This is a genomic window from Blastomonas sp. RAC04 (assembly GCF_001713435.1).
In the GTDB taxonomy this organism is placed as follows: Bacteria; Pseudomonadota; Alphaproteobacteria; order Sphingomonadales; family Sphingomonadaceae; genus Blastomonas; species Blastomonas fulva.
On sequence record NZ_CP016460.1, the window covers coordinates 1,088,330 to 1,112,922 of the forward strand.

At 64.3% G+C, this 24,593-nt stretch carries 26 protein-coding genes; 10 read left to right on the forward strand and 16 right to left on the reverse strand.

The genetic code is table 11. The features are described from left to right. Nucleotides 1-10: 10 nt before the first annotated feature. Nucleotides 11-952, reverse strand: coding sequence for a lipoyl synthase (gene lipA / locus BSY18_RS06275; protein WP_054134901.1), 942 nt, complete (start codon nucleotides 950-952; stop codon nucleotides 11-13). 110 nt (nucleotides 953-1,062) lie between these two features. Here lipA and BSY18_RS06280 point away from each other — a divergent pair, with 110 nt between their 5' ends. Both BSY18_RS06280 and BSY18_RS06285 read left to right on the forward strand, forming a co-directional pair. Then, nucleotides 1,063-1,689, forward strand: a complete 627-nt coding sequence (locus BSY18_RS06280; RefSeq protein ID WP_069050020.1) for a pyridoxamine 5'-phosphate oxidase family protein — start codon at nucleotides 1,063-1,065, stop codon at nucleotides 1,687-1,689. Between the two features lie 37 nt (nucleotides 1,690-1,726). Then, nucleotides 1,727-2,485: an NYN domain-containing protein gene (locus BSY18_RS06285; RefSeq protein ID WP_054134899.1), complete on the forward strand. Its 759-nt coding sequence runs from the start codon at nucleotides 1,727-1,729 to the stop codon at nucleotides 2,483-2,485. 6 nt (nucleotides 2,486-2,491) lie between these two features. On the opposite strand, the gene BSY18_RS06290 is transcribed toward BSY18_RS06285, so the two are convergent. Both BSY18_RS06290 and BSY18_RS06295 read right to left on the reverse strand, forming a co-directional pair. Further along, nucleotides 2,492-3,310, reverse strand: a complete 819-nt coding sequence (locus BSY18_RS06290) for an SDR family oxidoreductase (protein WP_069050021.1) — start codon at nucleotides 3,308-3,310, stop codon at nucleotides 2,492-2,494. Further along, complete coding sequence (locus BSY18_RS06295) at nucleotides 3,307-3,636, reverse strand: nuclear transport factor 2 family protein (RefSeq protein WP_069050022.1); 330 nt, start codon at nucleotides 3,634-3,636, stop codon at nucleotides 3,307-3,309. The genes BSY18_RS06290 and BSY18_RS06295 overlap by 4 nt, the downstream gene beginning before the upstream one ends. Nucleotides 3,637-3,766: 130 nt before the next feature. On the opposite strand from BSY18_RS06295, the gene BSY18_RS06300 reads away from it, so the two are divergent. After that, nucleotides 3,767-4,669 carry a LysR family transcriptional regulator gene (locus tag BSY18_RS06300; RefSeq protein ID WP_069050023.1) on the forward strand — a complete coding sequence of 301 codons (903 nt, stop codon included), beginning with the start codon at nucleotides 3,767-3,769 and terminating at the stop codon, nucleotides 4,667-4,669. 35 nt (nucleotides 4,670-4,704) lie between these two features. Here the strand turns inward: BSY18_RS06300 and guaA are convergent, their stop codons facing one another. The 3 genes from guaA to BSY18_RS06315 form a co-directional block, all read right to left on the reverse strand. Next, nucleotides 4,705-6,270, reverse strand: coding sequence for a glutamine-hydrolyzing GMP synthase (gene guaA / locus BSY18_RS06305; protein ID WP_069050024.1), 1,566 nt, complete (start codon nucleotides 6,268-6,270; stop codon nucleotides 4,705-4,707). Between the two features lie 32 nt (nucleotides 6,271-6,302). Next, a complete protein-coding gene (locus BSY18_RS06310; protein WP_069050025.1) occupies nucleotides 6,303-7,862 on the reverse strand; it encodes a class I adenylate-forming enzyme family protein in 1,560 nt (519 codons plus the stop codon). Between the two features lie 107 nt (nucleotides 7,863-7,969). Continuing rightward, nucleotides 7,970-8,503 carry a hypothetical protein gene (locus tag BSY18_RS06315; RefSeq protein ID WP_069050026.1) on the reverse strand — a complete coding sequence of 178 codons (534 nt, stop codon included), beginning with the start codon at nucleotides 8,501-8,503 and terminating at the stop codon, nucleotides 7,970-7,972. A gap of 154 nt (nucleotides 8,504-8,657) precedes the next feature. On the opposite strand from BSY18_RS06315, the gene gyrB reads away from it, so the two are divergent. Both gyrB and BSY18_RS06325 read left to right on the forward strand, forming a co-directional pair. Next, complete coding sequence (gyrB, locus tag BSY18_RS06320) at nucleotides 8,658-11,174, forward strand: DNA topoisomerase (ATP-hydrolyzing) subunit B (protein WP_069050027.1); 2,517 nt, start codon at nucleotides 8,658-8,660, stop codon at nucleotides 11,172-11,174. Nucleotides 11,175-11,210: 36 nt separating this feature from the next. Further along, nucleotides 11,211-11,681 (forward strand): NUDIX domain-containing protein, encoded by a 471-nt coding sequence (locus tag BSY18_RS06325; protein ID WP_054134891.1) that lies wholly within the window; start codon nucleotides 11,211-11,213, stop codon nucleotides 11,679-11,681. Nucleotides 11,682-11,696: 15 nt separating this feature from the next. On the opposite strand, the gene dinB is transcribed toward BSY18_RS06325, so the two are convergent. Next, on the reverse strand, nucleotides 11,697-12,797 hold the full coding sequence (dinB, locus tag BSY18_RS06330; protein WP_069051745.1) for a DNA polymerase IV: 1,101 nt from the start codon (nucleotides 12,795-12,797) through the stop codon (nucleotides 11,697-11,699). A 108-nt stretch (nucleotides 12,798-12,905) separates the two neighbouring features. Between dinB and BSY18_RS06335 the strand changes: the two genes are divergently transcribed. Next, complete coding sequence (locus BSY18_RS06335; RefSeq protein ID WP_069050028.1) at nucleotides 12,906-14,141, forward strand: multidrug effflux MFS transporter; 1,236 nt, start codon at nucleotides 12,906-12,908, stop codon at nucleotides 14,139-14,141. A gap of 46 nt (nucleotides 14,142-14,187) precedes the next feature. Here BSY18_RS06335 and BSY18_RS06340 read toward each other — a convergent pair whose 3' ends face one another. The 9 genes from BSY18_RS06340 to hisB form a co-directional block, all read right to left on the reverse strand. Next, on the reverse strand, nucleotides 14,188-15,735 hold the full coding sequence (locus tag BSY18_RS06340; protein WP_054134889.1) for an amino acid permease: 1,548 nt from the start codon (nucleotides 15,733-15,735) through the stop codon (nucleotides 14,188-14,190). Between the two features lie 139 nt (nucleotides 15,736-15,874). Beyond that, the gene (locus tag BSY18_RS06345) at nucleotides 15,875-17,428 is read right to left on the reverse strand and encodes a pentapeptide repeat-containing protein (protein ID WP_150126222.1); all 1,554 of its coding nucleotides are present in this window, start codon (nucleotides 17,426-17,428) and stop codon (nucleotides 15,875-15,877) included. 57 nt (nucleotides 17,429-17,485) lie between these two features. Continuing rightward, complete coding sequence (locus tag BSY18_RS06350) at nucleotides 17,486-17,866, reverse strand: histidine triad nucleotide-binding protein (protein ID WP_069050030.1); 381 nt, start codon at nucleotides 17,864-17,866, stop codon at nucleotides 17,486-17,488. A 6-nt stretch (nucleotides 17,867-17,872) separates the two neighbouring features. Then, on the reverse strand, nucleotides 17,873-18,196 hold the full coding sequence (locus BSY18_RS06355; protein ID WP_069050031.1) for a phosphoribosyl-ATP diphosphatase: 324 nt from the start codon (nucleotides 18,194-18,196) through the stop codon (nucleotides 17,873-17,875). A 57-nt stretch (nucleotides 18,197-18,253) separates the two neighbouring features. After that, a complete protein-coding gene (locus tag BSY18_RS06360) occupies nucleotides 18,254-18,514 on the reverse strand; it encodes a hypothetical protein (protein ID WP_069050032.1) in 261 nt (86 codons plus the stop codon). Nucleotides 18,515-18,663: 149 nt separating this feature from the next. Then, entirely contained in the window at nucleotides 18,664-19,431 is a 768-nt protein-coding gene (hisF, locus tag BSY18_RS06365) for an imidazole glycerol phosphate synthase subunit HisF (protein WP_069050033.1), read from the reverse strand. After that, nucleotides 19,431-20,156 (reverse strand): 1-(5-phosphoribosyl)-5-[(5-phosphoribosylamino)methylideneamino]imidazole-4-carboxamide isomerase, encoded by a 726-nt coding sequence (hisA, locus tag BSY18_RS06370; RefSeq protein ID WP_054134992.1) that lies wholly within the window; start codon nucleotides 20,154-20,156, stop codon nucleotides 19,431-19,433. The genes hisF and hisA overlap by 1 nt, the downstream gene beginning before the upstream one ends. A gap of 2 nt (nucleotides 20,157-20,158) precedes the next feature. Then, nucleotides 20,159-20,779: an imidazole glycerol phosphate synthase subunit HisH gene (hisH, locus tag BSY18_RS06375; RefSeq protein ID WP_069050034.1), complete on the reverse strand. Its 621-nt coding sequence runs from the start codon at nucleotides 20,777-20,779 to the stop codon at nucleotides 20,159-20,161. Continuing rightward, nucleotides 20,772-21,365, reverse strand: a complete 594-nt coding sequence (hisB, locus tag BSY18_RS06380) for an imidazoleglycerol-phosphate dehydratase HisB (RefSeq protein WP_054134882.1) — start codon at nucleotides 21,363-21,365, stop codon at nucleotides 20,772-20,774. Before hisB ends, hisH begins: the two co-directional genes overlap by 8 nt. A gap of 119 nt (nucleotides 21,366-21,484) precedes the next feature. Here hisB and BSY18_RS06385 point away from each other — a divergent pair, with 119 nt between their 5' ends. From BSY18_RS06385 to gmk, 4 genes are all read left to right on the forward strand, one after another. Then, on the forward strand, nucleotides 21,485-21,958 hold the full coding sequence (locus BSY18_RS06385) for an SspB family protein (RefSeq protein WP_054134881.1): 474 nt from the start codon (nucleotides 21,485-21,487) through the stop codon (nucleotides 21,956-21,958). Between the two features lie 33 nt (nucleotides 21,959-21,991). Then, nucleotides 21,992-23,389, forward strand: a complete 1,398-nt coding sequence (gene fumC / locus BSY18_RS06390; RefSeq protein WP_069050035.1) for a class II fumarate hydratase — start codon at nucleotides 21,992-21,994, stop codon at nucleotides 23,387-23,389. Nucleotides 23,390-23,458: 69 nt separating this feature from the next. Further along, on the forward strand, nucleotides 23,459-23,845 hold the full coding sequence (locus tag BSY18_RS06395) for a hypothetical protein (protein ID WP_069050036.1): 387 nt from the start codon (nucleotides 23,459-23,461) through the stop codon (nucleotides 23,843-23,845). Between the two features lie 86 nt (nucleotides 23,846-23,931). Further along, on the forward strand, nucleotides 23,932-24,591 hold the full coding sequence (gene gmk / locus BSY18_RS06400; RefSeq protein WP_069050037.1) for a guanylate kinase: 660 nt from the start codon (nucleotides 23,932-23,934) through the stop codon (nucleotides 24,589-24,591). The last annotated feature ends 2 nt before the right edge of the window (nucleotides 24,592-24,593 follow it).

The following is a 24,593-nucleotide window of genomic DNA, read 5'->3' on the forward strand; positions in this document are numbered from 1 at the left end:
CCGGGGCCTCTTACCGTGCCGCCTGCCGTGCCAGCTTTGCCTCGCGCGCGGCGCGCATCTGGGCAAAGTCCTCGCCGGCATGATAGCTCGACCGGGTCAGCGGGCTGGATGCGACCTGCAAAAAGCCCTTGGCACGCGCGATCGCCGCATAGGCATCGAATGCCTTGGGGGTCACGAAATCGATGACCTTGGTGTGGCGCGGCGTGGGCTGCAGATACTGGCCCATGGTCAGGAAATCGACATCGGCAGAGCGCATGTCGTCCATCACCTGGTGCACCTCGAGCCGTTCTTCGCCCAGGCCGAGCATGATGCCCGACTTGGTGAAGATCGACGGATCGAGCCTTTTGACCATCTCGAGCAGCCGGAGCGAGGCGTAATAGCGCGCGCCGGGACGGATGGTGGGATAGAGCCGGGGCACGGTTTCCAGATTGTGGTTGTACACATCGGGCCGGGCGGTGACGATCGCCTCGACCGCGGCTTCGTGCTTGTTACGGAAATCGGGGGTCAGGATCTCGATCGTCGTCTTGGGCGTGGTCCGCCGCAGCGCCTCGATCACCTTGACGAACTGGCTCGCGCCGCCATCGGCAAGGTCGTCGCGGTCGACCGAGGTGATGACGATATGCTCGAGCCCCATTTGCGCTGCCGCATCTGCGACGTGCTGGGGTTCCTTGGTGTCGACCATGCGCGGCATGCCGGTCTTGACGTTGCAGAAAGCGCAGGCGCGGGTGCACACATCGCCCAAGATCATCACCGTGGCGTGTTTCTTGGTCCAGCACTCGCCGATGTTGGGGCACGCCGCCTCTTCACACACGGTGTTGAGGTTGAGATCGCGCATCAGCTTGCGGGTTTCGTTGAAACCCTTGCTGGTGGGTGCGCGAACGCGGATCCAGTCCGGCTTGCGGACACGGGCGGGACGGCCTTCGGGGCTCTCGATGGGCGTGACTTCGTTCATGACTGGCGCTTTAGCGCAGGCCCCCGCGCACTTCCACTGGTAAAAGCGCCCGCCTGCCCACACTTATGCCCGAGGCTGCGCGATGACGGCCAGTCCAAAGCGGGGAATCCATGACATCTCAAAGCCTTCTCGACCTGCCCGATGATCTCGACGCCGTGCTGGCCGATGTCTGGCAGCGGCTGGGCCGCGCCGCTAAGGACCGCCGCGCCCCGATGCATACCCCTGTCGTCGCGACGATCACTGGTGACGGCGTTCCGAGCCAGCGGGTGATGGTGTTGCGGGCGTTCGACGGGGCGTCGGCGACGCTGCGCTTTCACACCGATTCCCGCGCGGCCAAGGTCGATCAGATCGGCGATGGCAGCCCGGTCTCGATCCTGGGCTATGATCCCGCAGCCAAGCGCCAGTTCCGCCTGTCGGGCGTGGCGCGGATAGAAACCGATACTGCCGCAGCCGATCAGGCCTGGGGTGAAGCGACGCTGTTTGCGAGGCGCTGCTATCTCGCCGATCCGGCTCCCGGCACGGTATCCGACGTGCCGGTCTCAGGGCTGCCCGCAGAGATCGAGGGCCGCAAGCCCGAGGATGACGACGAGGTCGCCCCCGGGCGCGCCAATTTCGCGCTGCTGATGGCGCAGATCGACACGATCGAATTCCTGCATCTCGCGCACACCGGACACCGCCGCGCGCTGTTTCACCGCGCGCCTGACGGCCAATGGCGGGGCGAATGGCTGGTGCCATGACGATTGCTTTTGACCCGCCGAAGCGCCATTTTCGGGAATGACCAAGGAAACGCCCCCTAACATCGCCCTGCTGATCGACGCGGACAATGCCAGCCCGTCCGGGATCGATCCGGTGCTGACCGTGCTGGCGGAACTGGGCACGGTGAACATCCGCCGCGCCTACGCCAACTGGCGCAAGCCCGCGCTCAAGGGCTGGGCGGATATCGTCCACAAGTTCGGCATCGAGCCCCAGCAGCAGTTCGACCTGACCAAGGGCAAGAACGCCACCGACATGAAGATGACGATCGATGCGATGGACCTGCTGTTCCGGGGCCGGGTCAACGGCTTCGGTATCATGAGTTCGGACAGCGATTTCATGCCGCTCGCCCAGCGCATCCGCCAGGACGGCCTGCCCGTCTATGGCTTTGGCGGCGACAAGACGCCCGAAGCGTTCAAGCAGGCCTGCACCCGGTTTATCGATGTGAACGCGCTGATCAAGGTGCAGGGGGCTGAGAAGAAAGCCGACAACGCCGCTGCCGCCAGGAGCAGCGCCAAGCCGGACCCCAAGCCCGCTGCAGGCGGCGCAAGCATCGACGAGGACGTTATCCAGCTGCTGATCGATGCCTATCAGGCCAGCAAGCGCGACGAGCGCGGCTTTGCGTCGCTCAGCGAAGTCGGCAAGATCGCGGGCAACCGGTCCAGCTTCGACGTCCGCAACCATGGTTTCCCACGTCTGCTCGACATGTTCGAAGCTTCGCCGCAGTTCACCACCGAGCGCCGCGAGAACGGCGGGCTGTTCGTCAAGCGCCTGCGCTGATCTTGCTCAGACGGTCGGTATGGTGCCGCCGTCGATGACATGTTCGGTTCCGGTGATGCTGCCCGCGCGGTCCGATACCAGAAAAGCGATCAGGCTTGCCACTTCCGCTGGGGTCGACGGCCGTCCGATGGGAATGCCGCCAAGCGAATCCATGATCATCCTGCGGCCTTGCTCGATGTCGCCTCCGGCCTGCTCGGCAAGCCGCGTTGCAAGGTCGATCGACGCTTCGGTCTCGATCCAGCCCGGCGACACCCTCACCACGCGCACCCCATGCGGCGACACCTGTCTGGACAGGCTCTTGCTGTAGGTCGAGAGCGCCGCCTTGGCTGCGGCATAGGCGGTCGTCGCCTCGGGCAACGGCAACCGGCTCTGGATCGAGGTCATATGGACCACGACGCCCTGCCCCCGGCTGACCATCCCCGGGACCAGAGCGCGATCAAGCCGCACCGCTGGCATCAGGTTGAGATCGATCTCGCTTGCCCAGATAGCATCGCTCAGCGCTTCGAACCCACCGGCCGGCGCGGACGAGCCACCCAGCATGTGAACGATGATGTCGGCACCGCCCATGCGTTCGTGGACTTCCGCCGCGAGCGCGGCGCAGCCATCCGCGTGTGTGAGGTCGCTGGCAAAGAACGGAACATCGTTCCAGTCATCCGGCCGGGTCCGGGCGGTGGTCAGCACGTCGGCGCCAAGCTCGCGAAACAACGCGACGGTCGCGGCGCCCGCGCCGCGTGTGCCCGAGGTGATCAAGGCCCGCTTGCCGGTGAGGTCGATGAACCGCCCCCCGCCCGCGTCCGGACCGATACACTGCGATCCCGCGCTCATGGCGTGATCTCCAGCGCGGTGATCTGCTCTCCGCTGATGGCGAACAGGTAGCGCAGATCGACCGGACTGCCGGGGAAGTTTCCGGCAAGATGGCTGGTGACCACGATGCGATCACCTTCCCGGGTGATCGAAAAAGGCTCGACCGTGTAGCTGAAGGCGCTTGCGGTATCCTGCTTCCAGGTTCGGATGGCATCACGGCCGAAATGGGTTCTTCCCTCATCGCGGACGGTGGCATGCGGTGCAAAGCATTGGACGACAGCTTCGGCGTCCCGCTCGCGGTCGGCGGCAAAATATCTGGAAATGCTCTCGGGCAGGTCGATTGCCATATGGGGTCTCCATCTCGTGCAGCCCTGTTCAGGCAGCTTCTGGCCGCTGGGCTGTGTCTGCAATTTAGCGATGGACCTTTGATCCGATAATCGGGATAATCCTGGATATGATATTGCGAAAAACAGGACAATGATCCGGCACAATCTCGTCGAGCTCGATTGCATTCTTTCGGTTGCGCGCTGCGGCTCCTTCCGCGGGGCTGCGCTTGATCTGGACATGTCGACCACCGCGCTGAGCAACGCCGTCGCCAAGCTCGAACGTCAGCTCGGCGTCCGGCTGTTCAACCGCACCACCCGCAGCGTGTCGCTCACGCAGGCAGGCCGCGGATTTGTCGAGCAGGTATCCCCTGCGCTCCAGAACATTCGCGAGGCGATGGACATTGCCAGTTCGCAGCAGGTGACACCTTCAGGGACATTGCGGATCAATGCCTTCGCCACGGCTGCGCGCGAGGTCCTCGCGCCGCTGGTGCTGCGCTTCCTCCGCGAATATCCGCAGGTGCATGTCGATCTGGTAACCGAAGGGCGGATGGTCGACATCGTCGCCGACGGGTTCGATTTCGGCCTGCGCAATGCCAACCTTGTCCCCAGCGACATGATCGCGATCCCGCTGGGCCCGCCCCAGCGCCACGCCGCGGTCGCCACCCCGGCCTATCTGCGCGCTTATGGTACCCCGCTGGTCCCTGCCGATCTGCTTGGCCATGCGTGCATTCGGGTGAGGCTTCCCAATGGTTCGTTCTATCGCTGGCATTTTGAGAGCCAGGGCGAAGCGGTGCAGATCGACGTCACCGGTCGCATCACGCTGGACGAGGCGAGCCTTGCGCGGATCGCGGTGCTGGAAGATGTCGGGCTCGGGTTCTTCATGGAATCCGACGTCCGCGAGGATATCGCTGAGCAGCGGGTGATCCGTGTGCTCGAAGACTGGACACCGCCGCTCGCACCCTTGAGCCTCTATTACCCGAACCGGCGCAACCCGTCTGCGGCCTTCAAGGCGTTTGTCGACCTCGCGCGCGACTTCGGCCGCCGCCGAAGGTGAAGGTTACCCGGCTGGAATGCGGCCGAGCCCTCGCCTCATTCCCACTCGATCGTGCCGGGCGGCTTTGACGTGTAGTCGTAGACCACGCGGTTGATGCCCTTGACCTCGTTGATGATCCGCGTCGCGGTGCGCTGCAGGAAGCTTGAGTCGAACGGATAGATGTCTGCGGTCATGCCGTCGGTGCTGGTCACGGCGCGCAGCGCGCAGACGTTGTCATAGGTGCGGCCATCGCCCATCACGCCCACGGTCTTGACCGGCAGCAGCACGGCAAACGCCTGCCAGATCGCGTCGTACAGGCCGGCGTTGCGGATCTCGTCGAGATAGACCGCATCGGCCTTGCGCAGGATGTCGCAGCGCTCACGCGTGACCTCACCAGGGATGCGGATGGCAAGACCGGGGCCAGGGAACGGATGGCGACCGACGAACACGTCGGGCAGGCCAAGCTCGCGGCCCAATGCGCGCACCTCGTCCTTGAACAGCTCGCGCAAGGGTTCGACCAGCTTCATGTTCATGCGTTCGGGCAAGCCGCCGACATTGTGGTGGCTCTTGATCGTTACAGACGGCCCGCCGGTGAACGAGACGCTTTCGATGACATCGGGGTACAGTGTGCCCTGCGCCAGGAACTCCGCGCCGCCGATTTTGCGGGCTTCGGACTCGAACACATCGATAAAGGTCTTGCCGATGAACTTGCGCTTGAGTTCAGGATCAGTAACTCCGGCGAGGCCTCCCATGAACAACGCTTCGGCCTGAACATGCACGAGCGGAATGTTGTAGTGCCCCTTGAACAGACTGACGACCTGGTCGGCCTCGCCCAGCCGCATCAGCCCGTGATCGACGAACACGCAGGTCAGCTGATCGCCGATCGCCTCGTGGATCAGCACGGCGGCAACGGCGCTGTCGACACCGCCGGAAAGCCCGCAGATCACGCGCGACTTGCCGACCTGCTCGCGGATCTCGGCGATCTTGGCAGCCTTGAACTCGGCCATCGACCAGTCGCCCCGGCAGCCGCAGACATGCCGGACGAAGTTGGCGATCAACTTGCCGCCATCGGGGGTGTGCACGACCTCGGGGTGGAACTGCATCGCGTAGAAGCAGCGCTCGTCATCGGCGATCACCGCGAACGGCGCGCCGGGGGAAGATGCGACTGCACGGAAGCCGGGAGCGAGCGCAGTTACCTTGTCGCCATGGCTCATCCACACCTGATGCGCCTCGCCTTCCTTCCACAGCCCGTCGAACAACCGGCAGCGGTCGGTGATCTCGATGAACGCGCGACCGAATTCGCCGCCCTTCTCGCCGCCACCTTCGACCATGCCGCCCAATTGCTGGGTCATCGTCTGCTGGCCATAGCAGATCCCCAGGATCGGCAGGCCCGATTGCAGGATCGCTTCCGGAGCGCGCGGGCTGCCGTCTTCGGTCACCGATGCCGGACCACCCGAGAGGATAATCCCCTTGGGCTTCATCCGGTGAAATGCCGCTTCCGCGCTGCTGAACGGGGCAATCTCGCTGTACACCCCCGCCTCGCGCACCCGGCGTGCGATAAGCTGCGTCACCTGGCTGCCGAAATCGACAATCAGAACGGATTCGTCATGGGCTATGGTCATGGTCTGCCGATAGTTGGGGCAACGCGGCGAGTCTAGCCTGCAGTCTCGGCCAGCATCGCCCGCAGGTCCGTCTTCAATATCTTGCCGATATGGCTCCGCGGAAGTTCGTCGATCGGATGGAGCGCGGAGAGGCGCTGGGTCTTGCCCAGTTCGGCGTTGACGGTGGCGAGCAGCTGATCGAGTTCGAGCGCATGGTCCGGCGCCGCGACCACGAAGCCCACCGGGGTTTCGCCCCAGCGCTCGGACGGCATCCCGACGACCGCGGCATCTGCGACGCCGGGCTGCTGCATCAGGATTTCCTCGAGGTCCTTGGGGTAGATGTTGAACCCGCCCGAGATGATCATGTCCTTGGCGCGCCCGACAATCTGGACGAAGCCGTCCTCGTCGACGATTCCTATATCGCCCATCTTGAACCACAGATTGCCGTCCGCGTCGCGCCATTCCATGTCGCGCGTCTTGTCGGGCTGGTTCTTGTAGCCGCTCATCATCGTCGGCGAGCGACCCACCATCTCGCCTTTGGATCCCGGTGGCAGTTCCCTGCCCTCTTCGTCGATGACCTTGAGGTCGTGTCCCTTCACCGGCTGGCCGACGGTGTGCAATTTGTCGGGGAAGTTGTGCGCCTGGAGCATGCACACCACCCCGCCCTCGGTCATTCCGTAGATTTCGACCAGACCGCCGGGGAAGCGGCGCAGCGCTTCTGCCTTGAGCTCTGCACTGAACGGGGCGCTGGTGCAGAACTTGACCTGCATCGATGACAGATCATGCGAATCGAACGCCGGGTCGGACATCAGCCGTTGGTACTGCACCGGCACCAGCATGGTGTGGGTGGCGCGCATGGCCTGGGCGGCATTCAGCCACTGTCCGGAATCGAACTTGCCCATCAGCCGCACCATGCCGCCATGCACGATAGTGGGCAGGAACACCGCGAGCGTGGTGTTCGAATAGAGCGGGGTGGAAAGGATCGCGCGTGCCTGTTCGCTATAGATCGCCTGGAACCCCGCGACCGACTGCCGCCAGCGCATGGCGTGCGAATGCACGATGCCCTTCGGGGTCCCGGTGGTGCCGCTGGAATAGATGATGTTGAAGGCATCGCCCGGCTGCGGCGGAGCGATGTCGGGCACGGAGCCTTCCGGCGCCATCCATTCGCTCAGCGAAGGCGTTTCACCGGCCGCGGCATCGAGCATGACATGGCGCGCCGTCCCCAGATCCACTCCGCTGGCGAGCAGTTCGGCGCGCTTGTCGCCATCAATGAACAGGTGGATCGCGCCGGAATCGGCGAGCATGTTGGCGAGCTGGCGCGGCGTTGCGCTGGTGGTGAGTGGCGCAGCACAGCCGCCGGCGCGGATCGCCGCCAGATAAGCGAGCGCATAAGGGATGCCGGTGGTGCCGAGAATCGCTACCGCCTGGCCGCGTTGCAGGCCATCGGCGATCAGCTGCGCGGCGATGCGGTCGACCTGGCCCGACAGCGCGCCCCAGCTGATGCGGTGATACCCGTCATCGAGCGCGATGGCATCGGGCTGAAGCGTTCCCCATGCCGCAACAATTCCCGGCCAGTTGCCGAATTCGCGTTCGAGCTCTGCTGTTATGTCCATCCAAATCCTCTCCCGGCGGCTTGAGCGCCACCTGCTTGAGGCAAGTTATGCCCAGAGCGGCATCACGAGGAAAGCGGCAATCGCAGGGACGACAGCCTGACGGCCGATCAATTGGCCACCGCGGCGACAAAGGTGTTTTCCACCCAGCCGCTCAGGCATGGGCCGGCATAAGGCTGCTTGGTGCGAACGGGCCTCGTCACCCCGCAATCGACCGTTGCGGCGGGGGCTGCCTCATCCGTTGGCGGCGCAGCTGCGCCTTCGGGAGCGGCCTGGCTGCTGGGCGATGGTCCGACCACGACCCCAAGCCATTGCTGGTCGAGGCTGCGGGTGCAGACAAAGACATGGGTGTCGTCGGTGAGTGCGCCGACCTGCTTGGCGCCATCGAACGGAGCATCGCGCACCGGCAGTTCGCCCCCGCGCAATCCGCCGACGCGGCCGCGTCCCTGGCAGGCGGCAAAGCGCGTTCCGCCCTCGCCGATGCTCACCGGGCGCGCGGTCGGGCTGGCGTCGGACGCGCCCAGCCGTTCGCCAGCGGCCTGACCGCCCGGCTCGCGCTTGCTCGCAGGTTCGGGGTCGGCGCATCCGGCAACCACCAAAATGGGCAGCAGCACGGCGATCAGAGGCAGCGGATTGGCTTTCATGGTTCCGGTTATAGGTGATCGCCCGGGTCATACAAGCAAGCTGCGGCGGAGGGATCGTGGCAGGTCGTTCCACAGCGTCTGTGGCACGCTAAAATATGTGCAAAAACGACCAGTTCCGCTTGGGTTTCGGGTCTCGCGCGGCTATGACGCAAAGATGACAGACACTCCCAGCACTTCCACCGAGAATAACCAGAACCCGGCCAACACCAACAGCTATGGCGCAGATTCGATCAAGGTCCTCAAGGGCCTCGATGCGGTGCGCAAGCGCCCGGGCATGTACATTGGCGATACCGACGATGGATCAGGCCTGCACCACATGGTGTTCGAGGTTTCGGACAACGCCATCGACGAGGCGCTCGCCGGCCATTGCGACCGCGTGCTGATCACGCTCAACCCCGATAATTCGGTGACGGTCGAGGATAACGGCCGCGGCATCCCCACGGGAATCCATACCGAAGAGGGCATCTCGGCGGCCGAGGTCATCATGACCCAGCTGCACGCGGGCGGAAAGTTCGAGAACACCAGCGACGACAATGCCTACAAGGTTTCCGGCGGCCTGCACGGCGTGGGCGTCAGCGTCGTCAACGCGCTGTCGGAATGGCTCGAGCTGCGCATCTGGCGCGACGGCCAGGAGCACTGGATGCGCTTTCGCCACGGCGATTCCGAAGCGCCGCTGAAGGTCATGGGACCTGCGCCCGAGGGCAAGAAGGGCACGCAGGTCACCTTCCTGTTTTCGCAGGACACGTTCAAGAACGTCACAGAATATGATTTCGAGAAGCTTGAGCACCGCTATCGCGAGCTCGCGTTCCTCAACTCGGGCGTCCGCGTCATCCTGCGCGATGAGCGCCACGCCGAGCCCAAGGAGCACGATCTGTATTACGAGGGCGGCATCGCCGCGTTCGTCAAATGGCTCGATCGAAACAAACAGCCGCTGATGCCCGATCCGATCGCGATTTCCGGGTCGCGCGACGATGTAACCATCGACGTCTCGCTGGAGTGGAACGACAGCTATTACGAGAACGTGCTGTGCTTCACCAACAACATACCACAGCGCGACGGCGGCACGCATCTGGCGGCCTTCCGTGCCGCGCTGACCCGCACGCTCAACAGCTATGCGGAAAAGTCGGGGCTGCTGAAGAAGGAAAAGGTCTCGCTCACCGGCGATGACATGCGCGAAGGCCTGACCGCGATCGTCTCGGTCAAGCTTCCCGACCCCAAGTTCAGCTCGCAGACCAAGGACAAGCTTGTCAGCTCCGAGGTTCGCCAGCCGCTCGAAAGCCTGATGGCCGACAAGATGGCCGAGTGGCTCGAGGAAAACCCCGCGCACGCCAAGTCGATCGTCGCCAAGATCATCGATGCCGCAGCGGCCCGCGAGGCCGCCAAGAAAGCGCGCGAACTCACTCGGCGCAAGGGCGCGATGGACATCGCTTCGTTGCCCGGCAAGCTTGCCGACTGCCAGGAGCGTGATCCTGCCAAGTCCGAACTGTTCCTGGTCGAGGGTGACTCGGCAGGCGGATCGGCCAAGCAGGGCCGCGACCGGCATTATCAGGCGATCCTGCCCTTGAAGGGCAAGATCCTCAACGTCGAGCGTGCGCGCTTCGACCGGATCATCTCGTCGAAGGAAGTTGGCACGCTGATCCAGGCGATGGGCACCGGCATTCGCGATGATTTCAACATCGAGAAACTGCGCTATCACAAGATCGTGATCATGACCGACGCTGACGTCGACGGCGCGCATATCCGCACGCTGCTGCTCACGTTCTTCCATCGTCAGATGCCCGAGATCATCCGCGCCGGGCATTTGTACATCGCCCAGCCGCCGCTGTACAAGGTCGCCAAGGGCAAGAGCGAGGTGTATCTCAAGGACAATGACGCGCTTGACCAGTATCTGGTCGATGCAGGGCTGCAGGGCCGTATTCTCGAGACGGTAGAGGGCGCGCGTGGCGGCGATGATCTTCGCGAACTGGTCGAGCACGCCCGGCGCATGAAGAGCCTGATGACGTACGTCCCGCGCCGTTACGATCCTCTGATCATCGAAGGGCTGGCGCTTGCCGGGGCACTTTCGCCCGATATGCCGGACAGCGACAGATTGGCCGCGGTCAACACCGCGACGGCCTGGATGGGCGGAGCTGATCCTGAGGCGCGCTGGACGGGCGAACTGTCTGTCGAGGGCGGCTATCATCTCGAGCGTTGGTGGCGCGGGGTCACCGACCATCACGTTGTCGATCTGCCCTTCCTCAACAGCGCCGAGGCGCGCAAGCTGCACAGGGTGGCAGGCGAATTCGCCCCGATGTACCTGAACCCGAGCAGGCTGGTCAAAGCGGGCGCCGCTGCGCCGACCGAGAGCGACATCGATGGCGATGAAGCGGATGACGCCGTCACCGTGGCCACCGGCGTGACGATCAATCGGCCTTCGGTTCTGCTCGAAACGATCCTCGCGGCTGGGCGCAAGGGGCTGGCCATCGCCCGCTACAAGGGGCTGGGCGAGATGAACGCCGAGCAGCTTTGGGAAACCACGCTCGATCCCAACCATCGCTCGCTGCTGCAGGTCAAGGTCGACGACGCCGACATCACCGACGAGGTTTTCACCCAGCTGATGGGCGATATCGTAGAGCCGCGTCGCGAGTTCATCCAGGAGAATGCGCTCAACGTCGCCAATCTGGATGTCTGAGCGCTTCGGGCGATGCGGCGGGTCCGGACAGCGCGCATGAGCGCGCTGCATCCGGTCTACCGGGTCGCCCAGAAGGTCCGGCTGGTCTATTGGCGGGTGTTCAAGCCGCGCACCTACGGCGTCAAGGTCGTCGCACTGGGCGATGGCGGCACCGTCATGCTCGTGCGGCACAGCTATCAGTCGCGCGACCTGTTCATGCTACCCGGCGGAGGCATCCATCGCGGCGAGACCGTGCTGGCCGCGGCGGAGCGCGAATTGCGCGAGGAGACCGGCTGCAGGCTTGGCAATGCACGGATTCATGGGGAATTCTTCTCCGCTGCCGAGGGCGCGCGCAATCACATCACCGTTGTGACCGGCACGGCCTCGGGCGAACCTTGCGTCGATGGGCGCGAGATCATCGAGGCGGCTTTCGTTCCGCTTGACCTCCTGCCCGCCAACATCGCACCTGCCAGCCTGCGCCGCCTGATCGAGGTGCGCGACGGCCTGCCGCCAGCAGCCGAGTGGTAGGATAGGAGCTGCCGATCAGCTGAATGGCAGCTCGGGCTGGCGCAGATCGGCCTCTTCCTCTTCCTCGGCGCTCGACAGGGCCGACAAGGTCAGCCCCAGCAGCCTGATGCCGTTCTGCAGCGGCAGGATCTGATCGACCAGCGCCTGGCCGATCTGGCCGAAGGCTGCGCGGTCCGGCACCGGCTGGCCGAGCGAACGGGCGCGGGTAATCGTCTGGAAGTCGGCATAGCGCGCCTTCAGGGTCACGGTGCGCCCCTGCGCCTCGTTGCGTTCGACGCGTTCCCACACGATGTCGGCGATGATCTCCAGCGCCTCGCGCAATCCCGATTCGGTCCAGATATCCTCGCCATAGGTGCGTTCGCCGCCGATCGACTTGCGGATCCGGTCGGGGCGCACCGGGCGGTGGTCGATCCCGCGCGCGGCGCCGTGCAGATAGCTTCCCCAGCTGCCGAAATGCGCAAGCAGCCATTGCTCGGTCTTGTCCGCCAGATCGGCGCCGGTAACGATGCCGAGCCCCGCCATCTTTTCCGCGGTGCGCGGGCCGACGCCATGAAAGCGCTTGATCGGCAGTGCGGCGACAAAGGCAGGTCCCTGCTCGGGGCGGATCACGCACAGGCCATCAGGCTTGTTCTGATCACTCGCCAGCTTGGCGATGAACTTGTTGTACGACACGCCGGCGCTTGCGGTCAGTCCGGTCTCGCGCGCGATATCTGCGCGGATCATCTGCGCGATCTGCGTCGCCGATGCGATGGCGTGCTTGTTGATGCTGACGTCGAGATACGCCTCGTCGAGCGACAGCGGTTCGATCAGATCGGTGTGCCGGGCAAAGATGGCGCGGATCTGGCGCGAGACCTGCTGATAGACATCGAAACGCGGCTTGACGAACAGCAGGTCGGGGCAGCGCCGCAGCGCGGTGACCGATGGCATTGCCGAGCGCACCCCGAAGGTCCGCGCCTCATAGCTGGCCGCGGCCACCACACCCCGCCGTGAGGAGCCTCCAACCGCGACGGGCCGCCCGCGCAGCGCCGGGTTGTCGCGCTGTTCGACGCTCGCAAAGAAGGCATCCATGTCGATGTGGATGATCTTGCGCAGCGGCGGATCATGGGGGTCTGGCATGCTGGCAGAGAAATAGAAGTGCGACAGGCGGTTGGCAATCGCGGCCGCAACGCCCATTATGATGCAATGCACAATAACCAGTTAGCAGAACCGGCGCCCAGAGCTGCCTTGGCGCCGACCACGGAGTTTCCGCTGGGCCCGCGCGAGCTCGTGGCGATGATGGCCGCCTTGATGGCGCTCAATGCGCTGGCGATCGATGCCATCCTTCCGGCATTCCCCGCGCTGGGCGAAGCGTTCTCCGTCACCGATCCCAACAACCGGCAGTACATCATCAGCAGCTACCTGATGGGCATGGGTCTGGGGTCGCTGTTCTATGGTCCGATCGGCGACAGGTTCGGTCGCAAGCCGGTGCTGCTGTTTTCGGTTGCGATGTATGTCGTGTTCGGTCTCGCCTGCGCGTTTGCACCCGATTTCGACACTCTGCTGATGCTGCGCTTTGCCCAAGGGTTTTCTGCGGCGGCGATGGGCGTGCTGGTGGTCTCTGTGATCCGCGACATCTTTTCCGGCGACCGGATGGCGCGGTTCATGTCGATCATCTTCATCGTCTTCATGGCGGTGCCTGTGATCGCGCCGACCATCGGCCAGCTGATCCTGTATTTCGCCGAATGGCAGTTCATCTTCATCCTGCTGACCGTGATGGGCACCGCTGTGGGGGTGTGGGTGTTCCTGCGGCTTCCCGAAACGCTGAAGCCCGAAAACGTCATCCCGATCCGGCTCGACACGATCGGCAGCACCTGGTTCAAGGTTGTGTTCAACCGCACCGGCTTTGGCCACGTCGCCGCGGGCGGCCTGCTGATGGGGGCGATGTTCGGCTTCCTCAACAGCTCGCAGCAGATCTTTTCAGAAGTGTTCGGCGCGCGCGAGATTTTCCCGTACGCCTTCGCCGCGGTCGCAGGATCGATGGCGCTTTCCAACTGGTTCAACAGCCGCATCGTCGAGCGTTTCGGCGCACGCCGCGTTTCGCAATCGGCGTTGCTGGCGTTCCTGGTGCTGTCGGCGATGCAGATCGGCGCGGCGTTGATCCCGGGCGAGCCGATGGCGCTGTTTCTGGCGATTGTCGCGCTCAACATGGCGATGATCGGCTTTATCGGCGCCAATTTCGGGTCGATCGCAATGGAACCGTTCGCCAAGATGGCAGGTGCGGCCTCGTCCTTCCAGATGGCGTTCCGCACCGTGCTGGGCACTGCGATAGGCGCCTTTGTCGGCCAGGCCTTCGACGGAAGCACGCTTCCGATGGCACTGGGCTTTCTTGTCTGCGGCATCGCGGCGCTTGCGGTGATCTTCTGGGCCGAGCGCGGCAAGCTGTTCGCGCGCCCGGGCACCTGTCCGAAATCGCCGATGTAGGTTGGACACAAAAAACCCCGGCGGGTGAGGCCGGGGTTTTTCTGGATCAACCGTGCGGGTTGAGGATGTCGTCGTCGGGTACCTCGACGATGCCCTTGCCCAGATGGCTCGCCTTGTAGCCATAGAGGTAATAGATCACCAGGCCGACAGCAGCCCACGCAGGCAGCACGATCATCGCCTCGAACGGCAGGTTGAGGAACAGGAAGATGCATCCTGCGATCGTCGCCGGTCCGACCAGCCACAGGGCCGGCGTACGGAACAGCCGCTCGCGATCGGGATCGGTCTTGCGCAGCATCATCACCGCAATTGCCACCATCATGAACGCATAGAGTGTTCCGGCATTCGCGATATCGGCAAGCTGTCCGACCGGCAGGAACGCTGCGGCAAAGGCCACGATCGCACCCGTGATCGCGGTGACGACATAGGGCGTCTTCCACTTGGGGTGGATCTTCGACAGGCCTTCGGGCAGCAGGCCATCGCGCGCCATCACGAAGAAGATGCGGGTCTGGCCGAACAGCAGGATCAGGATCACCGAAGGCAGCGCGATGAAGGCCGCGATGCCCAGCATGTTGCCCACGCCGCTGAAGCCGATCTTGCGCAGCACGTGCGCCAGCGCCTCGTTCGAGCAGACCAGCATTTCCGAATATTCGGGCAGCGCGCACTGGCGGGCGAGTTCTTCAGAGCCTGCGGGGAACGGAACGCCGTTCGGGCCCATGATCGGCTGGCCGCCGATCGATCCGACTGCGCCTGCAGCCACCAGGATATAGAACACCGTGCAGATGCCGAGGCTGCCGATCAGGCCGATCGGCACGTTGCGCTGCGGGTTCTTGGTTTCTTCGGCAGCTGTCGAGACCGCATCGAAGCCGACATAGGCAAAGAAGATGGTCGCGGCAGCACCCACGGCGCCCACGCCCGATCCAAAGCCGCCAAACACACCGGCAGGCAGGAAGGGATTGAAGTTGGCCATTTCGGTTTCAGGCAGGGTCAGCACGATGAACGCTGTCAGCGCGGTCACCTTGATCAGCACCAGCACGGCGTTGACCTTGGCCGATTCGTTGGTGCCGATCATCAGCAACCACGTCACCAGCAGCGCGATGACCACGGCAGGCAGGTTGATCAGACCACCCGGTGCGCCTCCCAGCGCGACAGGGCCTGCTGTCAGATATGGTGGCAGAACGATCCCGAAGAATTCGTTCAATATCGTGCCGGTGAAATAGCCGGACCATCCGACCGACACCGCGCTTGCCGCCACGGCATATTCGAGCACCAGCGCCCAGCCGACGGTCCAGGCGAGCATTTCGCCCATTACCGAATAGGTATAGGTATAGGCAGACCCCGCGACCGGGATCATTGCGGCGATTTCGGCATAGCACAAAGCGGCCACGATGCAGATCAGGCCTGCGATCGCAAACGCCAGCATCAGGCCGGGACCGGCCTTTTGCGCGCCCGCAGACGTCAGCACGAAGATGCCGGTACCGATGACGCAGCCGATCCCGAACAGGGTCAGCTGAAAGGCCCCGAGCGTCGGGTGCAATGATTTTTTCTTCGCGGTCGCCAATATGGCGTCCAGCGGTTTGACACGGGCAAATTTCATGATGTTGTCGATTTCCCACCCATGGCAGGTTCGGACCTGCCGGTTGCGTCCCGGGGCTACACCCCTATGCCCCAAGGATTAGCGGCTTTTCACGCGCTGGCAACCGGCTTGTCATAAAGTTGCGGCAGGAGTGAGGGCTTTACTCATGCAAACGTGCCTGATCGGCATAGCGCTTGAGATCCGCAGGCTGCAGGTCGATCCGCCGCAGCGGCGAGAATGCGGCGCGCATTCCGCAACTGGCATAATCCAGCTCGGCCTCGGGCAGGTCGCCCGAGGGGCGCCCGCTCTCGAAAACCTCCACCACGTCGTCATGGACGCGGATGACCCTGGCATTGAGCCGCTTGCCCGGGATCGGCGCGGAGTACCATCCGGTCAGCGGATCGAGCCGCAGGCCCGAAGCACCCAGCGAACAGGTGTGCGCATTGGCACCGACCGCCTCGCCGCTCACCGCATAGCTTCCGTCGGCAGCGCGGCTGACATAGACCAGCGCGTCCGATGCACCTGCCAGCACCGGAGCGATCCGCGCAAATACGGCACTGGCGCGCATCGCATCGGTCAGCGGAAGGGAATCCTCGATGAAAACCGCGCCCTGCCCGCGCGCTAACCACTCCTGCTCGCCAAGCTGGCCGAGAAGCACCCCGATCCGGTCGCGGTGCGCGGCGCGCACGCAATCGGACGGGTATTCGCCGCGCATGCACGCGTCGCGTTGTCCGATCCATTGCCGCTGTTCTGCCACCGCCTGCGGGCGGACCTTGCGGACCCTGGCGAACAATGCGGCCATGTCACGGTCGGCCTGGCCAAGGTCGGGCGCATCGGGCAGGCACAGCATCTTTTCGACAGCGCTCGCCGCACGTGCGCAATCGAACGAGGGGCCGCTGGCAAAGGACGCGGCGATTGCGGTATCGTCGGCGATCGCCTGGGCCTCTTCCACCGAAAGCTCGATCGTCCTGTCGGCGCCTGTCAGCACCAGGGGGTGGACAATCTTGCGCCCCTTCATGCTGGCGAGCTGGCCGGGAGAGATCTCGGTGCGATCGAGCACCGCACCGTCAAGTTCGATGTCGCTCAGGCCATAACGGTGGAAGCTGCTGAGCTTCGCGCGGGTAAAGTCGGCACCACGCGCCGAAATCTGCCGGTCGCCATCATAAAGCGGGCAGCCATCGGACAGGGTGATGCCGCAGGAGAAAGTGAAACCGGTCAGGTTCGCTTCATCGAGTTTCCAACCATCGACACCGCCATCGAACCAGCCCCCCTCGAACCACCCGCCGCTGAAGTCGGCCTTGTCGGCATGGGTGTTGGTCAGCACCGCATCACGGAACAGCACGCCGGGGGCCCTGATCGAGCTCAAAGCGGCTTCTGTCAGGTCGGACTTGATGAAGCCAACCCCGGGCGCGCTGGCCCCGGTCCACACGCTTCCCTTGAGATCGGCCTCCACGAAACACGCTTTGGTCAGCCGGACCTTGCGGAAATCCCACTCGGAGAAATTGCCGCCCTGAATCACCGCACCATCGCCGACAGCGCGCGCCAGGTCCTCGGGGCTCTTGTAGGCGGTGCCGTCGAGCGTTCTGATATCGGACGGGGCCGGAGTCTCGCCCCAGAAATCGCCGAGCATGCGCACGCAGGGAACCGCGCTGTCCGCCCAGGCCGGAGTGATCGTCAGCAGCAAAATGGAAATGATCGCCAGCAGCCTGATCATGATCACCCTTCCCCCTGTGCGCCGCCAGTCTATCGCAGGGCCGTCCCGCCGAAAAGGTCAGCCGTTCATCAGCATCGGGCCCAGCTTGCGCCCCGCGAACAGGTGGACATGGAGGTGCGGCACCTCCTGGTGCGCATCCATGCCGACATTGGCGAGCAGACGATAGCCGGGCTCGACCAGCCCCAGCATGCGCGCCACCTCGCCCACACCGCGCACGAACGCCGCAATCTGCTCGTCGGTGCCCCGCGCCGAGAAATCGTCCCAGCTGACGAACGGTGCCTTGGGGATCACCAGCACATGCGTGGGCGCCTGCGGGTTGATGTCGTTAAACGCCAGCACATGGTCGTCCTCGTGGACCTTCTTGCACGGAATCTCGCCGCGCAGAATCTTGGCGAAGATGTTCTGGTCGTCATAGGGAAGCGTGGGGTCAATCGGCATGATCGGTCACTCCTTCGGGCGGGATGCCTTTTCGGCGATCCCGGAGGTGCCTTCGCGGGCATCCAGTTCAGCGAGAAGCTGGTCCCAGGTCAGGCCCATATCGGCAAACAGCACCAGCAGGTGGAAAATCAAATCGGCGCTTTCGCTGATCACGCCCGGGCCGTCGTCCTTGATCGCGGCGATGACGGTCTCGACGCCCTCTTCGCCGATCTTCTGGGCGATGCGGGCACGGCCCCTGGCGCTCAGCTTCGCCACGTAGCTGCTGTCGGAAGAGGCGCTGCGCCGCTCGGCGATGATGGCTTCAAGCCGCTGGATGATGGGGTCTGCCATGGTTCAGCGCTCTGCGCGCAGCCATGGCCAAGGTCAAGAGGGCGAAGCTTCGACCGTTCAGGGTTTGGGCGGGCCCTTGCGCTTGCCGCCCGCGGCCCAGCGGCCGATCAGCAGTCCGGCAATTCCCATGAACAGCAGGCCCAGATTGCCGGGTTCTGCGATCTCGATCCAACTGCGGATGCCTTCGGCGCGGGTCAGACCGTCGAGCGTCGCACCCGACAGCGGACTGGCCAGCGCCTGCTGGCCTAAAAGCAACGCGCCGCCCAATGCGCCCACGATCCCGCGCGCGGTAAAGCCGTTGATTCTGCCGGGTTTCATTCCGAGACACTTCATGTTCAAAAGTTAAGCAAGCTGCTGGCCAAATCGGCCTGAGCGGCGGAATTGCTTGCGTACAATGGTTAAAGCCCCACGCCCATATCTCCCGCTTGTCAAGCGGGCCGACATTCCGGTCAGCTGATTTTACCCAGTCAACCGCCCCGCGCAGGCAGACCTGCCGCGCGCAAGGCTGCGTGCGCATCGGCGATGCTCGCTTCGCCGAAATGGAATATCGAGGCAGCCAGCACCGCGCTGGCATGGCCCTGGGTCACGCCGTCGACCAGATGGCCGATATGGCCGACGCCACCGCTCGCCACGACCGGGATATCCACCTGGTCGGCGATCGTGCGGATGAGCTCCAGATCATAGCCATCGCGGGTGCCGTCGCGGTCCATCGAAGTCACGAGCAACTCGCCTGCGCCCAGCCTGGTCAGGTTGAGCGCGTGCTCTATGGCATCGATCCCGGTCGCCTTGCGTCCGCCATGGGTAAAGATTTCCCAGCCATCACCTTCCGCGCGGCGCCGCGCATCGATCGAGGCGACGACGCACTGGCTGCCGAAGCGCTCGGCGATATCACCGACAAGCTCGGGCCTTGCAACCGCCGCGCTGTTGATCGCGACCTTGTCCGCGCCTGCCAGCAGCAGCGCGCGCGCATCTTCGGGGCTACGCACGCCGCCGCCGACGGTCACCGGCATGAAGCAGACTTCGGCCGTGCGCCGGACCACGTCGATGATCGTGCCGCGTGCCTCGTGGCTGGCCGAGATGTCGAGGAAACACAGCTCGTCGGCACCGGCGGCGTCATAAGCGCGCGCCTGTTCGACCGGATCGCCCGCATCCTTCAAATCGACGAAGTTCACGCCCTTGACCACCCGGCCATTGGCGACGTCGAGACAGGGAATGACTCGGACGCGAACGCTCATCAGCGCGCGGCCATCGCGATCGCGGTCGCCAGGTCCAGCCGGCCATCATACAGCGCGCGGCCCGTGATCACGCCCTCGATGCCGTCCTCGGCATGCAGGCTGAGCATGTGGATATCGTCGATGCCCTTCACCCCGCCGCTGGCGATTACCGGGATATCCGTGGTGCGTGCGAGCGCCACGGTCGCCTCGATGTTGCAGCCCTTGAGCATGCCGTCGCGGCCCACATCGGTGAACAGCAGGCTGGCGACGCCCGCATCCTCGAACCGGCGCGCCATATCGGCGACGGGGACATCAGAGACATCCGCCCAGCCGTGCGTTGCGACCATGCCGTCGCGCGCATCGACCGCGACGACGATGCCGCCTTCATAGGCTTTGGCCATGTCGCGGACGAATTCGGGGTCGGTCAGCGCAGCGGTGCCGATGACGACGCGGGCGACACCCAGGCCGAACCAGCCCTCGACCGCTTCGCGCGTGCGGATTCCACCACCCAGCTGCAGATAGCCGGGAAAGCTCGCGATGATCGATTCGACCGCGCTGCGGTTGACCGCCTCGCCGGCAAACGCGCCGTCGAGATCGACGACGTGCAGATGCTGCGCGCCGGCCTGCGAGAAAAGCATCGCCTGTGCTGCGGGATCATCGCCGTACACGGTCGCGCGGTCCATATCGCCCTCGGCGAGCCGGACCACCTGTCCACCCTTGAGATCGATGGCCGGAAAAACGATGATGCTCATGGCCAGCTCCAGTCGAGAAAGCGCCGGAGCAGGTCCAGCCCGTAGGCCTGGCTCTTTTCCGGATGAAATTGAACGCCGATAATGTTGTCCCGCGCCACGGCAGCTGTGACAGGTCCGCTATGATCGGTGCGCGCGGCGACATGCGCCTCATCGGCGGCGACAAAGTGATAGCTGTGCAGAAAGTAGGCCTCGCCATGCACAATCAGCGGCGCACGTGGTTCGGGCACGACATCGTTCCAGCCCATATGCGGCACCTTGATGCCCGGCGCGGCATCGATCAGTCGAACCTCGCCGGGAATCCATCCGAGGCCCGCATGTACGCCATGCTCCACACCCTGCGTTGCGAGCAGCTGCATGCCGACGCAGATGCCAAGGAACGGCACCCTGTCGCCCAGCACCCTTGCTTCCAGGGCATCGATCATTCCCGGAATAGCCGCAAGCCCGCCCATGCAGGCGGCGAAGGCGCCCACACCGGGCAGAACGATCCGGTCGGCGTTGCGCACAATATCGGGATCGGCCGACACCGCGATGTCGGGAGCGCCTGCCGCCTTCAGCGCGTTGTGGACGCTGTGCAGATTGCCCGCGCCGTAATCGATCAGCGCAACGCGCTCAGCCACCCAGCACACCCTTGGTCGAGGGAATGGCGCCCTGCTTGCGCGGGTCGATCTCGACTGCGGACCGCATCGCGCGGGCAAAACCCTTGTAGATGCTTTCGCAGATGTGATGGTTGTTGGCGCCGTAGAGCAGTTCGATGTGCAGCGTCAGCCCTGCGGTCTGCGCGATCGAATGGAACCAGTGTTCGAACAGCTCGGTGTCCATCTCGCCCAAACGGGGCTGCGTGAAGCCCGCCTTCCAGACGAAGAATGGGCGGCCCGATATATCCACCGCAACCCGGCTCAGCGTCTCGTCCATCGGCGAATAGGCGTGGCCATAGCGGACGATTCCGCCCTTGTCGCCCAGCGCCTGGACGATCGCCTGGCCAATCGCCAGCGCACAATCCTCGGTGGTGTGGTGCTGGTCGACATGCAGGTCGCCCTTGATCCGGCAGGTCAAGTCGATCAGCGAATGGCGCGAGAATTGCTCGACCATATGATCGAGAAACCCGATACCGGTGGAGACGTCGAACTGACCGGTCCCGTCGAGATTCACCTCGACGAAGATGTCGGTTTCATGGGTCTTGCGTTCTATCCGGGCGCTGCGCATGGTGCGCCCTATAATCACCTCGCGGGCACGCGCAACATCTTTGCCGTCTGTCGAAGCTCATTGCCCCGACATGGCAATAGCGCCTTGACCCTGCGCGGCAGTCAGTCCAACAAAAAGGCATGAGTGACGATGCAGCCGACAGCCTGATTCCCTATGACGAGATCGTGCAGGAAGCCCTGCGCGCTGTCGTGGGCCGGGTGCTGGGCGAGGTGGAGACCAACGGCCTCCCCGGAAACCACCATTTCTATATCACCTTCAAGACCAAATCGCCGGGTGTCGATATTCCCCGGCATCTGGTCGAGCGTTTCCCCGACGAAATGACCATCGTGCTCCAGCAGAAATTCTGGGACCTGAAGGTTGAAAAGACGGGCTTTGCGGTGGGCCTGAGCTTCAACCGGGTGCCTGCACACCTGTTCATCCCGTACAGCGCGATCACCGCGTTCGTCGACCCTGCGGTCGATTTCGGGCTGCAGTTCCAGGTGACCGGCGACACGCCTCCGCCCGAGCCGCACGAGGCCGCCGAAAACGACCATCCCGGCGGCGATGGCGATGGTTCCAACGTTGTCAGCGTGGATTTCGGCAAGCGCAAATAGCGGCGTGGCCGCTCAACAGACGGACCAGCCTTCATGACCAAGCCCGACACCCGCCTGGAGAGCGATTCGCTGGGCTCCATCGCGGTGCCTGCGGATTGCTATTGGGGCGCGCAGACCCAGCGCAGCATCGAGAACTTTCCGTTTGCGCCGCACGAGCGGATGCCGATCGCGATCGTGCACGCGCTGGCGATCGTCAAGCAGGCCGCAGCACGGGTCAACCGCCGCCACGGCCTGCCCGCCGAGATCGCCGACGCCATCGATGCGGCCGCGACCGAGGTGATCACCGGCAGGCATGACGATCAGTTCCCGCTGACCATCTGGCAGACAGGCAGCGGCACTCAGAGCAACATGAACGTCAACGAGGTGATCGCGGGCCGTGCCAACGAACTTCTCACCGGAACGCGCGGCGGCAAGACGCCGGTGCACCCCAACGATCATGTCAACATGGGCCAGTCGTCCAACGATGCCTTTCCCAGCGCGCTGCATATCGCTGCCAGCCTGGAATGCCGCGCCCGGCTGCTGCCCGCACTCGCCCGGCTGACCGTGGCGCTGGAGGACAAGGCCGAGCAATGGGCCGATATCGTCAAGATCGGTCGCACCCATCTGCAGGATGCGACGCCGCTGACACTGGGGCAGGAATTTTCCGGCTATGCCAACCAGCTCTATCGCTGCGGACGGCGGATCGAACCCGGGATTGTTGCAGGCACGTATCGGCTGGCGATCGGCGGAACTGCGGTGGGCACGGGGCTAAACGCACCCGAGGGCTTCGCGCTGGATATGTGCCAGGCGATTGCCGAGATTACCGGTCACCCGTTCCATCCGGCGGAAAACAGCTTCGAGGCACTCGCGTCCAACGATCCGCTGGTGCACCTTTCGGGCACGTTGAACACGCTGGCGGTAGCGCTGACCAAGATCGCCAACGATATCCGGCTGCTGGGCTCGGGCCCGCGCTCGGGGCTTGGCGAGCTCGATCTTCCAGCCAATGAGCCGGGTAGCTCGATCATGCCCGGGAAGGTCAACCCGACCCAGTGCGAGATGCTGACCATGGTCGCGGCGCAGGTGATCGGCAACCATCAGGCGGTGACTGTCGGCGGGATGCAGGGGCATCTCGAACTCAACGTATTCAAGCCGTTGATCGGCGCCAATGTGCTGCGCTCGATCGATCTGCTCGCGACTGGAATGCAAGGCTTTGCCGAGCGCTGCGTCGAAGGGCTGCAGGCCAATACGGGTCGCATCGCCGAACTGGTCGATCGCTCGCTGATGCTGGTCACCGCTCTGGCCCCGGTGATCGGATATGACAGCGCCGCGAGGATCGCCAAGCACGCGCACGAACACGGGCTGACGCTCAAACAGGCGGGGCTCGCGCTCGGCCTGGTGGACGAGGCAACGTTCGATGAGCACGTCCGCGCAGAGGATATGACCGGACGCTAGATCGGCGCGGAACGCTTGGACGTGATGGGGCGTTTGAGGTCCAAACCCAATTCAGCTATGGATAGCCACATGACCAGCCCCACCACGACCCCGCCCGCCCCCGTCCCTGCCCCCGCCGCTCCGGCAGCGACTCCCGGACCTGTTGCAAACGGTAGCGCGCCTGCGACATCGACGCCGCCCGCGCACTGGTCGCGCGGGGCGATCAGCGGTGCGGGTCGGCTGATCTCGACTGCTGCCAATGACGAGATGGTGCGCAGCCTGATCAGTTCGCGCGCCAAGAGCAATCTCGCCGCTGGGTTTTTCGGTGGGACGCTGATGGGCGCGATTGCCGCGCGCATCGCCACTCGCTCGGTCCCCGGCGCCCTGCTGGTGGGCGGCGCGCTGCTCGCCAAGGCGATCTACGATCAGCGCAAGGCGAAGGAAGAGGCTGAGCTCAATTCCAAGCCCAAGGGCTGATCGTCGGGTCCTGATTGATCGTCTGCATCCCGGGCCAACTGCACAAACCGGTTGACGCAAAGGCCCGGCTTTGGCCATGAGCCGCCATGGTCATTTCCGCTTCCAAAAATGCGCTCGCTCGGCGCGGGCTGCTGTTCATCCTTTCATCGCCCTCGGGCGCGGGCAAATCCACCATCGCGCGGATGATGCTGGAAGCGGACCCGCAGCTGTGCCTTTCGGTATCGGTCACCACCCGCCCTCCCCGCCCGGGCGAGATCGACGGCACCCATTACCACTTCATCGACGAAGCCACCTTCCACCAATTGGTCGAGGACAACGCGCTGCTCGAATGGGCCAAGGTTTTCGGCCATTTCTACGGCACTCCCAAGGCTGCGGTGAAGCAGGGTCTGCGCGAGGGCCAGGATTTCCTGTTCGACATCGACTGGCAGGGCACGCAGCAACTGTACCAGCGCGCAGAGGGCGATGTGGTGCGCGTATTCATCCTGCCGCCCTCGCTCGAGGAACTGCACCGCAGGCTTCGTGGCCGCAACACCGACAACGAAGAGGTGATTGCCAGCCGCATGGCGCGCGCGCAGGACGAGATCAGCCATTGGGACGGCTATGACTTCGTGGTGATCAACGACGACGTCGAGAGCTGCTTCACCAAGGTCTGCCAGATCCTGCAGTCCGAGCGCATGCGGCGCGCGCGCCAGACTGGTCTTATCGACTTTGTCCGCGACCTGATGAACCCCACCGACCGCCCGTAACG